We start from the raw sequence: 14,355 nt of genomic DNA, 5'->3' as shown, positions 1-14,355 counted from the left end.
CTTACTTCTGCGCGGTCTGCGAGGTCGAAACCCCGTAGCGAATGATCTCGATGGCGTTGCCCCGCCGCGCCATCTGCTGCTGTTGCTGGGCCTCGGCGGTGTTGGTCTCGGCCGCGTTCACGTCGGCGATGCTGCGCAGCGCCAGCGCCAGCGTGCCGGCCTGCCGTGCGCGGGCCAGCGTCTCGGCCTGATCGGGCTTGAGCTCGAGCGTCACGGTCTTGCCGACGACGGTGTTCTGGCCTTCCTTCTCCTTCGGCGCCTGGTCGATCGCGAGCACGCGCACATTGGTCAGGATGGTCTCCGAGCTGACGGCGTCGGCCGCGCCCGGCTTGTCCGGATTCTTGTCGCGCTTCGACAGGATGACGTCGACGCGATCGTTCGGCAGGATGAAGCCGCCGGCGCCGGTCTCGGGCGAGATCTCGGTGGAGATGGCGCGCATGCCCGCAGGCAGGATCGCGGCCATGAAGCCCGAGCCGTCGGACTTGACCAGCTTCTGCTCGCGAATGGGTTCGCCGATGACGAAGGGGGCGCGTGCGATCGAGCCGACCAGCTGATTGGCCGCCTCGGGACGGTCGCCGCGGCGAATGAAGATGTTGCTCGCAGCCTCCGGCCAGGTCTGCCAGACGAGGTCGCCGGGCTTGATCGCGTGTCCGAGGCCGATGTCGCCCTTGGCGACGAGCACTTCGACGGTCGGCAGCTGCACGACCGGCGCCGCCGGCGCCGGCTGCTGGCCTTCGGAGTTGCTGACGAGATAGGCCGCAACGCCGCCAGCGCCGAGAGCGATGGTTAACACCACGATGCGTGCGGTCATCATGCGCGGACTACTTTCTACTCATACACAGGGAGCAAACGCGCGCATCGATCGACAGCGGTTCTCCCTGACTAACGACTAAGCGCCAATGGTATAAGCAGACTTGAACGAGGCGGGCTGCAGCACCCGCCTCAAGCAACGATTGCGCAAGTGGTGAACAGGTTGTTAGCGTGCAAATAGTGAAACGCCGCGAATGTGTTAGCTATTTGCGCGGGACGCGTCTGCACGCATCCGTCGTCTTGCGCTCAGCAGAATGAGATCGTGAGTTGCAGCCGCGCCTCAGTGGGCATCTCGTTAAGCTTGATCGTTTGCTAACAACGCTTGCTTAGGAACGACCACGTCGTCGGCGAGGTTGTGCCGTCGCGCGCGAACGCGATCGGCGGATCCCGACTTGCCTCTGCGTTGCGTGGAACGTCCGCGCTGCACTCACCATGGGGGGCGATGATGCCGACACTGCCTGCCGCGCTGCACCGTAATCGGACGGGGCCGCAAATTCAGAAAGCCGAAACGGGTTCGCCCTACGATTCCGTTGGGCGGGAATTCCGGTCTCATTTTCAGACTTTCTTAGTCTTTTACGCGCACGGTCCGGGCATGATGGCTGGGATTGTTCTGCGCGTTGTATTCTGCTCAAAAATACACGCAAAGATTGTATTTGTTGCGCCGCGGCGAGAGCTGCGGGCGGTCGCGGGTCTTGGGGATGGATGGGCGAGGGGAGGCGTGCAATGTCGGTTGCTCGATTCCTGAAGCAGCGCGCGGTCCGGATTCAGACGGTCGGTACCTACACGCTGCCGAACTGGTATGATCCGCAGGGGCGCCTGCGCTCCTTCGCCTGCCGCACCACGCGCGTGTCGCCGTTTCGCGCGCTGCTCGACGTGCCCGTGGTCGGCAAGGTCGGCGACCGCCTGACCTCGTACTTCCGCGACTTCGGCAAGTTCGAAGGCGAGATCAGCGACACCGTGCATGGCGGCTTCCTGCTCGAGCTGGAGATGACGCGCGCCGAGCGCGCCAAGCTCGCCGAGAAGCTGGTCTGGCTGGAGAAGAAGCAGAAGGATCCGACGCTCCGCGATTCCCGCCGCGACGCGCGCTTCGTGCCGAACTCGCCGCATTCGGAACTGACGCTCGCCGACGGCAGCTGCATCCCGTGTCTCGTCATCGATGCGTCGATGTCGGGCGCGGCCGTCTCGGCGGCGGTCCAGCCGGAGATCGGCACGCCGCTCGCCGTCGGCAGCTGCATCGGACGCGTGGTCCGGCATTTCCCCGACGGTTTCGCCGTGAGGTTTGTGGATACGATCCCGGCGTCGTCCGAGCTGGAGCGGCGCGTCATCACCCCGCCGACCCGGCCGACGCGGCAGAAGCTCGCCTCGCACCATGACGATGAGCGAGGCGTCGAGACGCCCCAGGACTTCTTCATGGTCTGATTGTGACCACGGCGAAGACGGTTCTTCACCCTCCCCCTCCAGGGAAGGGTGAGCATCACGCCCCCGACTGAGTCCGCCGAGCAACATCCGCGGTTTCGCGTATTGGGCGAGGAGCCGAATCCGGGCATTGGGAACTGGCAGCCGTCCGCACGGTTAACGCGCTGTTAATCGGCCTCGTGAAAGCTTGCCGGTGCCGGGTGCAATGCCAGGAGGACCAGTCCCATGGAGGCCCAGAAGACCGCGGTGGATGCCGTCGTCATCCTGACCGGGTGCGACCGCGAGGCTGTCGCCGCCTTCATCCGCCGGATGTATCTGGCCGGCGTACGCGATCCGAAGCGGCTGACCTTCAAGGGGCTGCAGGAGATGGCGCGGGGGTGACGCCCCGGCGCTGAGCGCGAGCCGGCCAAGCCCAGCTGTTGCCGCCAGAGCACGGCGAGAAACTATTGCCGTCTGTTTCCCGTCACAACCCGTGTCCCGGGGGATGCGGCCTGCCGCGCTTCCGGCTAAATTGTGGCTTTCGCGGTCGGCATCAGAGCACCACCTTCGATCTCGCCCATAAGGCGACACGGTTCTGCGCAACACGCTCTGAGCGGCCGGATCATGGGTACCGGGCATGCTCAGACAGCTCTTCGCGCCACAGCTCATCGGCCTCTACATCCTGATCGGGGCCACCATCTACGTCCATTTCCGCGGCAAGGAGCGGCTGCGCTTCGCCCGCCAGCTCGGCGACCACTCGACCTATCTCGCGCCCTACAACGTGCTGATGTATGCCGGCTCGGCCGTGCCGAACACGCCGGTGATCCCTGTCGAGCAGTTTCCGGAACTCAAGAAGCTCACCGACAATTGGCAGGAGATCCGCGAGGAGGCGGTTCGCCTGTTCGACGAAGGCTTCATCCGCGCCGCCGCCAAGAACAACGACTGGGGCTTCTACTCGTTCTTCAAGAGCGGCTGGAAGCGCTTCTATCTGAAATGGTACGACGACTTCCTGCCCTCGGCGCGCACGCTTTGCCCGAAGACGGTGGAGCTTTTGAACTCCATCCCGAACGTCCACGGCGCGATGTTCGCGATGCTGCCGCCCGGCGGCAAGCTCGGCGCCCACCGCGACCCCTTCGCCGGCTCGCTGCGCTATCACCTCGGCCTGGTCACCCCGAACTCGGACAAGTGCCGCATCCTGGTCGACGGCGTGCCCTGCGTCTGGCGCGACGGCGAGGCCTTCATGTTCGACGAGACCTTCATCCACAGCGCCGAGAACGCGACCGACGTCAACCGCATCATCCTGTTCTGCGACGTCGAGCGCCCGATGAAGCTCGGCTTCATCGCTGCCATCAATCGCTGGGTCAGCCACCATATCGTCAAGGCCTCCGCGACGCAGAACGTCGAGGGCGAGCACGTCGGCGTGCTGAACAAGGTGTTCGGCAAGCTTTACGAGTTTCACCTGGCGACGCGCAAGGTGAAGGCGTGGAACAGGACGGTGTACTACGCGGCGAAGTATACGCTGACGGTCGCGATCGTGGGCGCGATCGTGGTGTCGGCGTTTCGGTGAGGCACGGAGTAGGGCGGATGAGCGAAGCGTAATCCGCCGTTCTTCGTCGTGAAGCGCGGCGGATGACGCCTTCGGCTGATCCGCCCTACACGCCTACGCCGCTGCGCGGCCGGCCTCCCACAACGCCAGCACATCGTCCCGCGCAATTCCCCGCGTGATGAACACGATACGCGAGCGGCGGTCGGAGTCGGGCCATGCGGAAAGCGCCACCGGCGGATGGAAGACGTGGTGAACCCCGTGGATGACCACCGGTGTCGGTTCCCCGTGGAGATTGAGGATGCCCTTCACCCGCAGCAGATCCTCGCCACGCACCTTGCGAAGATAAGCGAGCCAGTCGGACACGGTCATCCAGTCCAGCGGCTCGTCGAATGCGATCATGAAGCTCGTGACCGACGACTCATGAGCGTGGCCGTGATCGTGATGGCCGTGACCGGCATGATCGTGGGCGTGATGCTCATGCGCGCCGCCGCCCCCTTCCGCAAAAGCGTGTTCGTTGAGCCAGCGCGCGACGTCCACCGCCTTCTTCTCGGGATCGATCAGCGCGGCCCCGAACAGGTCGGCGGGATCGATCTCACCATGGCTCACCCGTTCGATCCTGGCGCCCGGATTGAGCCGCCGCAGCCGCTGCTCCAATGTGGCAACATCGCTGACCAGGTCAGACTTGGTGACCAACAGCCGATCGGCCAGCGCGACCTGTTTCACCGCTTCATAGTGCCGGTCGAGCTGATGTGTCGCGTTGACGGCGTCGACCGTCGTCACGACCGTGTCGAGCCGCTGGAAATGCGAGACCAGCGGATTGTTCAACAGCAGCTGGAGGATCGGCGCGGGATTGGCGAGCCCGGTGGTCTCGATGAGGATGCGCCGGAACGGCGGCACCTCGCCGCGGTCGCGCCGCACCAGCAGCGTGCGCAGGGTCTCTTCGAGATCGCTGCGGATCGTGCAGCAGATACATCCGCTCGCGAGTACGGCAACCTCGCCGTCGATGCGTTCGACCAGGAGATGGTCGAGCGAGATCTCGCCGTATTCGTTGATGATGACGGCGCTGTCGCCCATGTCGTCGTGACGCAGCAGGCGATTGAGCAGCGTCGTTTTGCCGCTGCCGAGAAAGCCGGTGATCAACGACACGGGCAGACGCTGGGCCGACTTGTCGTTCTCGAACAGGCTCATCGCGCTTCCACCCACTGTCGTATTTTTGTCGCTGGACATCAGACTAACGGAGGAGGAGCATGGCGAAAATGATTTTTTAAGGCTCAGCAAATGAGCTCAACCTGGGGAGGTGACGATGGACGACGGGGTCAGGGGTCAGCAGACCAATCAGGATCGCAACGAGGGACCGGCCACCGATCGCCGCACATTGCTGCGCACGGCGGGTCTCGCCGGCGCCGCCGGCGCCGCGCTTGCGGGCTCCATGCACGGCAAGTTCTCGCTGGCGCCGATCAGCGAAGCGCAGGCGCAGACCGCGCCGATGCCGAAGGGGACCGACAAGCCGTGGTGGCCGTCGAAATGGGGCAAGGACGACGAGGCCGGCGCGTCCAACCACATGACGCCCGAGAAGGTGCTCGACACCGTCAAATGGATCAAGGACGGCAAGATCTACAAGATCGGCCGCGTCTACGAGACCGGCATGCCGCTGTTCGGTGCGCGCGTGTTTGCGTTGCGGATTCCCGGCAGCCCGACCGGCGGCCCGTTCGGCGACAACCGGCTGGTCTATCACGACGAGTTTCTCGCCACCGAGATCGGCCAGACCGGCACCCAGTTCGACGGTCTCGGCCACATCGGCCTCCAGCTCGGCAAGGACGGCGACAAGGGTGAGATGAAGTTCTATAACGGCTTTTCCGCAGCGGAGATCAGCGACGCCTATGGCCTCAAGAAGCTCGGCGTCGAGAAGCTGAAGCCGCTGTTCACCCGCGGCCACCTCATCGACATGGTCGCTCTCAAGGGCGGCATGATGGACGCCGGCCAGGAGATCACCGCGGCCGACATCAAGGCGGCCCTGCAGAAGCAGAACATGAGCGAGGCCGACATCAAGCCCGGCGACGCGATCTTCTTCCACACTGGCTGGGGCTCGCTGTGGATGAAGAACAACGACCGCTTCAACAGCGGCGAACCCGGCATCGGGCTCGATGCCGCCAAATGGGTGATCGAGAAGGATCTGGCGCTGACCGGCGCCGACACCTGGGCCGTCGAGGTGGTCCCCAATCCCGACAAGTCGCTCGCCTTCGCCGTTCATGCCGAACTGCAGACCAAGCACGGCATCCTCAACCACGAGAACCTGGTGTTCGACGAGCTGATCGCCGCGAAGAAGTACCAGTTCGTCTATTCCTTCACCCCGTCCCCCATCAAGGGCGCCACGGGCAGCAACGGCTGCCCGATTGCGATCACGTGAGCCGGGGCGCCGACCTTTCGGTGAGAAACGGAGTAGGGCGGATTGGCGGAGCGTAATCCGCCGTTCTTCGCCGCGAAACGCGGCGGATTACGCTCCGCTAATCCGCCCTACGCTTGCTTAGCTTTGGTATGCTGCGGCTCTTCCGTTGAGCGGGTGATGAAAGACGTTCTCACCGAAAACGAACTGAGTTTTCTCAGGAGTCAGGGTCTCGGCCCGGACGACGTTATGGATGTTCGCCAATTGCCTCAGTGGCTCTGGTTCGAGCGCATTAAGGAGAAAGGTAAGACGATTGCGCTCGGTAGCCGATGTCGAAAGGCTGGTCACAGGTTAAGGTCCACGAAGGGCCACTGTGTTCAATGCGACACGAAAGTTCTGGCGTTTGCCGCGCGGTTTGGTCTCAAACAATATCTATACATTGCGGGTTCAATACAGGCGAGACTCATCAAAATTGGCGTGTGCAAGGACTTGAGCCAACGGATTCGCCAAATCTGCAACGAGCGCCACCGGGATGCCAGAGACTGGGAAATTATCTATGCTGTTGAAATTGAGCGAGCAGGCGAATTTGAAGATCGTGTGCTTGCCAGATTGGCCGATTATTCGATTTATTCGGTTTACTGGAAAGACGGAGTGCTTCAGCAGTCTATCGAGCTTCGACGCTGTTCAATTGGCCAGGCGATGGAAGCAATGAGGGGCGAAATCTCTGAAAAAGAGTACTATCTGGCGATTAATTTGCGTGACAAGTCTGCGTACGAGTTTAGCTAGCCATACTTCTTGAACGGCCGCTTTAGTTGACGCCCGATGCGCTGCCATTCCTGGTGAACATGGTCTTTGCTGGGGCATGTGGTCAAAAAGCGATGCTAACTGCTGATGCGGCCTGCCTATCCCCAGAGACAGAGCTTGGCAGCTGGCGCATACAATTTGCCCATGACGATCATGAGTGAAACGACGAAGTGCGTTAGTATGTTTCGCTCTCGAACGAATCGGCACGATGTCAGTCACGAGAAACAACCACTACGTTCCCCAATGGTATCAGGAGGGCTTCTTTGAGCCCGGCCGGAAGTCGCTCGCATATGTCGATATGACACCGGTCCAAAAGAAGCTCCCAGACGGGCGAGTGGTCACGCAAAATGGCGTGTGGAATGACACACCAACCTCTAGGGCGTTTGTTCATAAGGATTTATATTCAACTTTCTTCGGAACGTCAGTCAACGATGACATAGAGCGCCGTCTATTCGGCGATATCGACGCCAGGGGCTCAAGAGCCGTGCGCGCTTTCATCGGCACGGATACGCGTGAATGGCACGAGACTTTTCAAGACCTATTTCAGTTTCTCGATATTCAGAAAATTCGCACGCCGAAGGGCTTGGACTGGCTTAAGGCTCAATATCCCGCGCTCACGCAGAACGAGCTCATGTTCGAAATGCAGGGAATTCGAATGTTGCACTGCACGATTTGGGTCGGCGGTGTGAGGGAGATTGTCTCCGCCGAAGACTCGAACGTGAAGTTCGTCACCAGCGACCATCCTGTCACGATCTATAACTACGCTGTTCCTCCCTCGGATGAGGCTTGTAGGTACCCTCTGGATCCCGGAATTGCGTTACGGGGATCGCAGACAATCTATCCGATGGACCGCAACCACTGCCTTGTCCTCACGAACTTGGAATATGCTAAGAATCCAGGCGTCGCTCCCCTTGAGAAGAGGATATTCGCCCGCAACTACCGGCAGTCCTTGACGCGAATCGACGCGTTCATTCGGTCGCGAAAGCTCAGCGCGCACGAAGTTGCTCAAATCAACTTCATCATCAAGAAGCGCGCGCGCAGATTCGTCGGTGGCGGCCGCAAGGAATGGCTTTATCCGGAAGCCACTGTGACGGAGCCTTGGAGCGATCTACGGAAGGTGCTTTTGCCGCCGCAGAGTGGTATGCACCATTTCGGTGGGGAGGTATTTGTCAAATACGACAATGGTGATGTTCACTATCAAGACGAGTATGGTCGAACTGAAAAACAGCGCGAATTTCTGATCAAGAAGGTTCCGGACAAGGCCTTGCGGCCGGGCGATTATTGCGGATGCGGGCAAGGAAGATCGTTTGGGAAATGCTGCCAGTCTAAGCCCGAGGCTTTGCGGCCGGCTTGGACTGAGAAGAGTATCCGTGAGCGCAACCTGATGCTCCAGCACGCCATCGTGAAAGTGCTTGAGCTTGATTCCGGTAAGGATTGGGTACAAGTCCGCCGCGAGTTGACGGACGAGAAGATTAGCAAGATTTATAGTCTTTACGAAGGGCTGTGGCCGCTTGAAACCGATTTGCTCGCACTGCTGCCAAAGCCAGACGGCGAGGCTCGCGCTGTCTACACTGGGTCTATCCACCCGTCGTCGATCACAGACTTCGCCTTGGCGGCCCCACTGTACTTCGGCGAGCTAATGGTGGCGCACCCGTTTATCCACCCCGGAATCATGAAAAAGGAGATGAGCCCGACCGAAAATCCGAAGTCTTACCGGCAGGAGTTCCTGAAGACGATCTTATTCTTCCTGAACGTAATGCCGCTCGTGGAGCTCGGCTTGATCAACCTGATACCGGATCCGTGCGACTTCGACTTCCATCTTCGTCAGCAGATGATGAGCATGGCATGGGCTCGGGCGCCTCAGTTCGATCCGAAGGATGATCCGCGCCTACAAACGACGATCGAGGAGGACTACCGACGCGGCATCATGCTGATGCCGCCTGACGCGATCAGCAGGCAGCTCCGTCACCTCAAGCCGGACCTCGGTAAGGAGGAAGTCCAGGCGGTCATGCGCGCCAGCGTACTGATGCGGGAGGATGACCCCCTGGCAGTCCTGCAGGAGGGCTCCCTGGAAGGCGGGAAGGGTGGCGGTCAGCTGAATATGTTCAAGCTCGCACCAAACTTCGAGATGACCATGTACTTGGCTCAAGCAACTGGCGCCTGCATAGTCACCGATAGCCCCTTCCGCTGGCGCGAAGTCCAGGGTGCGATCCGGCGACGGTACAAGTCCGCGACTCCCGGTCTCGCCCCGCTCGTGACCGGCATAGAGGGTTCACAATTTGCGTTTTTACAGAGTGCTGCGGATGTTGTGGCCGCAGCTTTGAGCAGGGCCAGCTTAGGCTACCCGGAGTTGTTTAGAGACGTCTTCAAGTATCTTTCCAAACTTGAAGAACGCGGGGCAAAGCCTAATCGCGAGGCGCAGTTTATCGGCCGGTTCGCTCGAGCGCATACCGCAGCGCAGCCAAGACTAAAAAAGTTGGGCAAGCGCGTGAAGGAGGGGCGCATTATGTGCGTCTTCCCTCCGGAAGGAATTCAAGACAATACCGTTAACCGCCTCCTTTTGATGTCGAGCTCGGAGCGACATACATCAAACGTTCCGATGGCCTTTTTCATTAAGTCAGCATGATTTTTAGCTCGCGAGAGGAGATCTATCGCTGTCGAGGATTTCCTTTAGTAAATTGAAGGCCTGCAGATGTACCGAGGGTCCCTAGTTGGGCAAGCACAGGTATTGAGAAAAAAATTTCGTGTGGAGCAATTCTGCGGGCGTGGGCAGGGATTGTAAGTTAGTGAAGTCTGCTTGCGCCCCTGAGCGTCGCTCGGTGTGGTTCGTCGGACACGTCGGGCAAATCACTCGCCACCTGATGGTCTCGGTCAAGTACTTCCGTAAAACATAAATCGATTGATTTGTTCGCCAAATCAGCATTACAGTTCGCCCATCCCGTTGCACGGTAGGGGACGGTTCGCGGTCGTCACGGACGTTGGCAGCGGGGAGCGGTGGACGCGGGCGGGCGGCGTGTGATGAGCACGGACGAACGCTTGGCTCGCGGACGGTGAAGGCGTGTGGTTCTGATACTCCGATGCTAGTATCCAGCGTAATGCGCGACAGCGCATTGCGCGACATGGTGGCCAGAAAGCCCGGTGCACCAGGAAGAGCACGCTATAGCCTGTTAAGACCATCGCGCGGGGAAGGCCGGGCGTTCTCGGCCAGACCTGTGGTACCTGCCGCCTGCATTTTTTTCCGCAGGCGGGCCACGGGCGCGGCCAGCGCCCGGCCTTCCCTGCGCCCTCCATCTGGAGAGGGCGGGAGTTGGAGCATCACTCGGGCGCGGAATGCGTCGCGAGAAGGTGGATGCTCGTTCCCTCGACGCGATGCTGTTTGAGATTGTGGATCAGTGTTGCCGCTCGCGTCATCGCGAGCGCAGCGGCGCAGCGAAGCAAACCAGCGTCCTCGTGACGCCCTGGACTGCTTCGCTGCGCTCGCAATGACGGAGTTTGGGGCGGGCGCTCTGCCAAGCCACCAGGTGTCATCGTCCGCGGAGGCGGACGATCCAGTATTCCAGAGGCGGTGGTGATGAATCGAGGAGCCGCGGCGTACTGGATGCCCGCCTTCGCGGGCATGACAGCTGTGGAAAAGGCCGCGCAGCAGCGCGGCCTTGCAGATATCGAGTTTTGAATCGCTTACTTCGCCGCCGGCCCGATGCTCACCTTCAGCGTTCCGACGCCGTCGACGCCGCATTCGATCTTGTCGCCGGCGACCACCGCGGCGACGCCGGCAGGGGTGCCGGTCATGATGATGTCGCCGGCGGCGAGTTGGACCTGCTGGGACAGCTTCCAGATGATCTCCGGCACGTTCCAGATCAGCTCGGAGAGGTCGCCGGTCTGGCGCTCGGTGCCGTTGACCGACAGCCAGATCTTGCCCTTCGCCGGGTGGCCGATCTTGGCGGCGGGCTGGATGGCGGAGCAGGGCGCGGAATGGTCGAACGATTTGCCGACCTCCCAGGGGCGCTGCATCTTGCGGGAGGCGAGCTGCAGGTCGCGGCGGGTGAGGTCGATGCCGACGGCGTAGCCGTAGACGTGGTCCAGCGCCTTGTCGGTCGGAATGTTCAGGCCGCCGCTCTTGAGCGCGACCACCAGCTCAACCTCGTGATGCATGTCCTGGGTCAGCGGCGGGTAGGGGATGACGGCGCCCTCGGGCGCCAGCATGTCGGCGTGCTTGGCGAAGAAGAACGGCGGATCGCGCTCGTCATTGCCCATCTCGCGGATGTGCTCGAGATAGTTGCGGCCGACGCACCAGATGCGGCGGACCGGGAAGACACCGGCTTCGCCGACGACGGGAAGAGAGGGCTGCGGGAAGGCCGGGATGACGGTGAAGCTCATGAAAGGTCTCGATGCGGTGAAATGGGCTTTTCAGGATGTCGCGGTCATGGGGATGACGTTCGGCCCCATGTCGCGCTGTTGCAGGCGGAAGAACGAAGCATAGCGGCCGCCACGGCGCAACAGATCGTCGTGCCGGCCCCGCTCGACGATGTCGCCGGCCTCGACCACGAGGATGGCGTCGGCGTTCATGATGGTGTGCAGGCGATGCGCGATGACGATCGTGGTGCGGTTCTGGCAGAGATGCTCGATCGCCTCCTGCACCTGCCGCTCGGATTCCGAATCCAGCGCCGCGGTGGCCTCGTCGAGCAGGATGATCGGCGCGTTGCGGATCAGCGCGCGCGCCACCGCGATGCGCTGGCGCTGGCCGCCGGACAGTTGCGTGCCGTGCTCGCCGACCGGCGTGTCGTAGCCGAGCGGGAAGCTCATGATGAAGTCGTGCGCGCAGGCCGCCTTCGCCGCCTCGATGATCTCGACCTCGGTGGCGCCGGGCTTGCCGAAGGCGATGTTGGCGCGGATCGAGTCGCGGAACAGATAGACGTCCTGGCCGACATAGGCGGTCTGCTCGCGCAGGGAGCGCCGCGACACCTGCGAGATCGACTGGCCGTCGATCAGGATGTCGCCCTCGGTCGCCTCGTAGAAGCGCAGCAGCAGCGCCAGCACCGTGGACTTGCCGCCACCGGACGGGCCGACCAAAGCGGTGACCTTGCCGGGCTCGGCTGTGAAGCTCATGCGGTTGAGCACCGGCTCGTTGTCGCGATAGGCGAAGGAGACGTCGCGCAGCTCGATTCTAGCCTGGGTCAGCTTCAGCGCCGGCTTGTCGTCGTCGGGCTGCTCGCTGGCCGGGCTGTCGACCACTTCGAGCAGCATGCGGGCGCCGACGAGCTGGCTGTTGAGGTCGATGTTGAGCCGCGCCAGCCGCTTCGCCGGCTCGGTCGCCATCAGGAAGGCGGTCATGAAGGAGAAGAACTGGCCGGGCGTGGCGTTCAGCGCGATCACCGCATAGCCGCCATACATCAGGCAGCCGGCGACCGCGAAGCCGCCGAGCATCTCCATCAGCGGGTTGGAGCGGTTGGAGACGCGGGCCATCTTGTTGGCGTTGCGCTCGACCACCGCGATGTTCTCGTCGATGCGCGCGCGCATCGCGTCCTCGAGCGTGAACGCCTTGACGGTGCGGATGCCCTGCAACGATTCCTGCATGGTCTCGAGGATGTCGGCATTGCCGGTGAACTGGCTGTGCGCGAGGCCCTTGATGCGCTTGACCAGCTTGCGCAGCACGATCATCGCCGGCGGCACCACGACGAGGCCGAGCAGCGACATCCAGGGGTCCTGCGAGATCATCACGATGATCATGCTGATCAGCAGCAAGAGGTCGCGGCCGATCGCGTTGATCAGCATGGTCAGGACGTCGGTGATCGACTTGGCGCCGGCGGTGAGGCGCGCCAGGAACTCCGAGGAGTGGCGCTCGGAGAAGAAGCTGATGCTCTCGCTCATCAGCTTGGCGAACAGCGCGCGCTGGTTGTTGGCGAGGATCGCGTTCGAGATCTTCGACAGGATCACCGCATAGCCGTAGGTCGAGACGCCCTTGACGAACAGCAGGATGACGGTGACGCCGGAGAGCACCGCGATGCCGGGGATGCTGCGGTCGACATAGGCCTTGTTGATGACCTGTCCCAGGATGTAGGCCGCACCGGCGCTGGCGCCGGCCGAGACCGCCATCAGCGCAAAGGCCGTGAGATAGCGGCGCCAGTAGACGATGCCCTGTTCCATGACCAGGCGGCGGATCAGGATCGCGGCGCCATAGGGATCGTCGGTGATCTTCTTCGGAAATTCGGCCATTCTGGTCCCTGGCCGCGCGGGCAAATCGCCGGGCGGTCAAGTGTGCTTGCCCGCTCGGGGCGGCTTTTTCAAGCCCCCCGTCGCTCTGCTAAGTCGTTGATTCTAGGCCGAGGCCCGCTGCTCCTGATCGCTGTGGCGTTCCAGGAACAGTTTCTGCTCCCAGGCCAGCGCGTGGGCGGCGATCGTTTCCAGATCGTCATAGGCCGGCGTCCAGTCGAGCAGCGCCCTCAAACGGCTGGTATCGGCGACCATGGCCATCATGTCGCCCGGCCGGCGCGGCCCGTATTGGACCGGAATGGCCCGGCCGGACACGCGGCGGACGGCCTCGATGGTTTCGAGCACGGAATAGCCGCGGCCATACCCACAATTCAGCGTGACCGAGCTGCCGCCGCCGCGCAGATAGGCCAGCGCGGCGCGGTGCACCTGGGCGAGGTCGCTGACATGGATGAAATCGCGGACGCAGGTGCCGTCCGGCGTCGGATAATCGGTGCCGTAGACGTCGATCTTGGCGCGCTGGCCGGTCGCGACCTCCATCGCGATCTTCATCAGATGCGTGGCGCCGACCGAGGCGAGGCCGATGCGGCCGTGCGGATCGGCGCCAGCGACGTTGAAATAGCGCAGCACGGCGTAGTTGAGATCGTGCGCCGCGGCGACGTCATGCAGCATGATCTCGGTCATCAGCTTCGAGCTGCCATAGGGCGAGGTCGGCCGCGTCGGCGCGGTCTCGGGCACCGGGATCTGCTCCGGATTGCCATAGACCGCGGCGGTGGAGGAGAAGATGAAGCGGCTGACGCCGCGCTTGACCGCCGCATTCAGCAGGCTGCGCGTGGTCATGGTGTTGTTGCGGTAGTACAGCAGGGGATCGCGCACCGATTCCGGCACCACGATCGAGCCCGCGAAATGGATGATGCTGTCGACGCCGTGCTGGCTGATGACGCCGTCGACGAGGTTCTCGTCGCCGGCATCGCCGATGAACAGCGGCACGCTGTCGGGCACGAAGCCGGAGAAGCCGGTGGAGAGATTGTCGATCACCACGACGCTCTCGCCGGCTTCCGCCAGCGCCAGCACCATGTGGCTGCCGATATAGCCGGCGCCGCCGGTCACGAGCACGGTCATTGCTTGACGCGATCCCTGTTTGTTTTGCGGCAGACTAACGCCGCCGAAATGAAGGACCTGTTGCGGGAATGGCGAACTGGCGGGCGTG

General features: G+C 62.3%; 11 protein-coding genes. 6 read left to right on the top strand and 5 right to left on the bottom strand.

Annotated features, from left to right (window positions below):
* Nucleotide 1: 1 nt before the first annotated feature.
* Nucleotides 2-814 (bottom strand): Flp pilus assembly protein CpaB, encoded by an 813-nt coding sequence (cpaB, locus tag QXZ94_RS15765; RefSeq protein ID WP_172112693.1) that lies wholly within the window; start codon nucleotides 812-814, stop codon nucleotides 2-4.
* 719 nt (nucleotides 815-1,533) lie between these two features.
* On the opposite strand from cpaB, the gene QXZ94_RS15760 reads away from it, so the two are divergent.
* The 3 genes from QXZ94_RS15760 (at nucleotide 1,534) to QXZ94_RS15750 (ending at nucleotide 3,772) form a co-directional block, all read left to right on the top strand.
* Entirely contained in the window at nucleotides 1,534-2,229 is a 696-nt protein-coding gene (locus tag QXZ94_RS15760; protein ID WP_315721176.1) for a PilZ domain-containing protein, read from the top strand.
* A gap of 222 nt (nucleotides 2,230-2,451) precedes the next feature.
* A complete protein-coding gene (locus QXZ94_RS15755; protein ID WP_172112695.1) occupies nucleotides 2,452-2,607 on the top strand; it encodes a hypothetical protein in 156 nt (51 codons plus the stop codon).
* Between the two features lie 235 nt (nucleotides 2,608-2,842).
* On the top strand, nucleotides 2,843-3,772 hold the full coding sequence (locus tag QXZ94_RS15750; protein ID WP_315721175.1) for an aspartyl/asparaginyl beta-hydroxylase domain-containing protein: 930 nt from the start codon (nucleotides 2,843-2,845) through the stop codon (nucleotides 3,770-3,772).
* A 93-nt stretch (nucleotides 3,773-3,865) separates the two neighbouring features.
* On the opposite strand, the gene QXZ94_RS15745 is transcribed toward QXZ94_RS15750, so the two are convergent.
* Nucleotides 3,866-4,939 carry a GTP-binding protein gene (locus QXZ94_RS15745; RefSeq protein WP_315721174.1) on the bottom strand — a complete coding sequence of 358 codons (1,074 nt, stop codon included), beginning with the start codon at nucleotides 4,937-4,939 and terminating at the stop codon, nucleotides 3,866-3,868.
* Between the two features lie 115 nt (nucleotides 4,940-5,054).
* On the opposite strand from QXZ94_RS15745, the gene QXZ94_RS15740 reads away from it, so the two are divergent.
* The 3 genes from QXZ94_RS15740 (at nucleotide 5,055) to QXZ94_RS15730 (ending at nucleotide 9,564) form a co-directional block, all read left to right on the top strand.
* Nucleotides 5,055-6,158 (top strand): cyclase family protein, encoded by a 1,104-nt coding sequence (locus tag QXZ94_RS15740; RefSeq protein ID WP_315721173.1) that lies wholly within the window; start codon nucleotides 5,055-5,057, stop codon nucleotides 6,156-6,158.
* 42 nt (nucleotides 6,159-6,200) lie between these two features.
* Nucleotides 6,201-6,920 carry a GIY-YIG nuclease family protein gene (locus QXZ94_RS15735; protein WP_315721172.1) on the top strand — a complete coding sequence of 240 codons (720 nt, stop codon included), beginning with the start codon at nucleotides 6,201-6,203 and terminating at the stop codon, nucleotides 6,918-6,920.
* Nucleotides 6,921-7,146: 226 nt separating this feature from the next.
* A complete protein-coding gene (locus QXZ94_RS15730) occupies nucleotides 7,147-9,564 on the top strand; it encodes a DUF4238 domain-containing protein (protein WP_315721171.1) in 2,418 nt (805 codons plus the stop codon).
* Between the two features lie 1,052 nt (nucleotides 9,565-10,616).
* Here QXZ94_RS15730 and QXZ94_RS15725 read toward each other — a convergent pair.
* From QXZ94_RS15725 to galE, 3 genes are all read right to left on the bottom strand, one after another.
* On the bottom strand, nucleotides 10,617-11,315 hold the full coding sequence (locus QXZ94_RS15725; RefSeq protein ID WP_315721170.1) for a fumarylacetoacetate hydrolase family protein: 699 nt from the start codon (nucleotides 11,313-11,315) through the stop codon (nucleotides 10,617-10,619).
* A 30-nt stretch (nucleotides 11,316-11,345) separates the two neighbouring features.
* Complete coding sequence (locus QXZ94_RS15720) at nucleotides 11,346-13,151, bottom strand: ABC transporter ATP-binding protein (RefSeq protein WP_315721169.1); 1,806 nt, start codon at nucleotides 13,149-13,151, stop codon at nucleotides 11,346-11,348.
* A 102-nt stretch (nucleotides 13,152-13,253) separates the two neighbouring features.
* Complete coding sequence (galE, locus tag QXZ94_RS15715; RefSeq protein ID WP_172112702.1) at nucleotides 13,254-14,267, bottom strand: UDP-glucose 4-epimerase GalE; 1,014 nt, start codon at nucleotides 14,265-14,267, stop codon at nucleotides 13,254-13,256.
* Nucleotides 14,268-14,355 lie beyond the last annotated feature (88 nt).

The organism is Bradyrhizobium sp. SZCCHNS2022, from assembly GCF_032377575.1.
GTDB lineage: Bacteria > Pseudomonadota > Alphaproteobacteria > Rhizobiales > Xanthobacteraceae > Bradyrhizobium > Bradyrhizobium aeschynomenes.
This window is presented reverse-complemented; position numbering and strand designations above follow the sequence as displayed.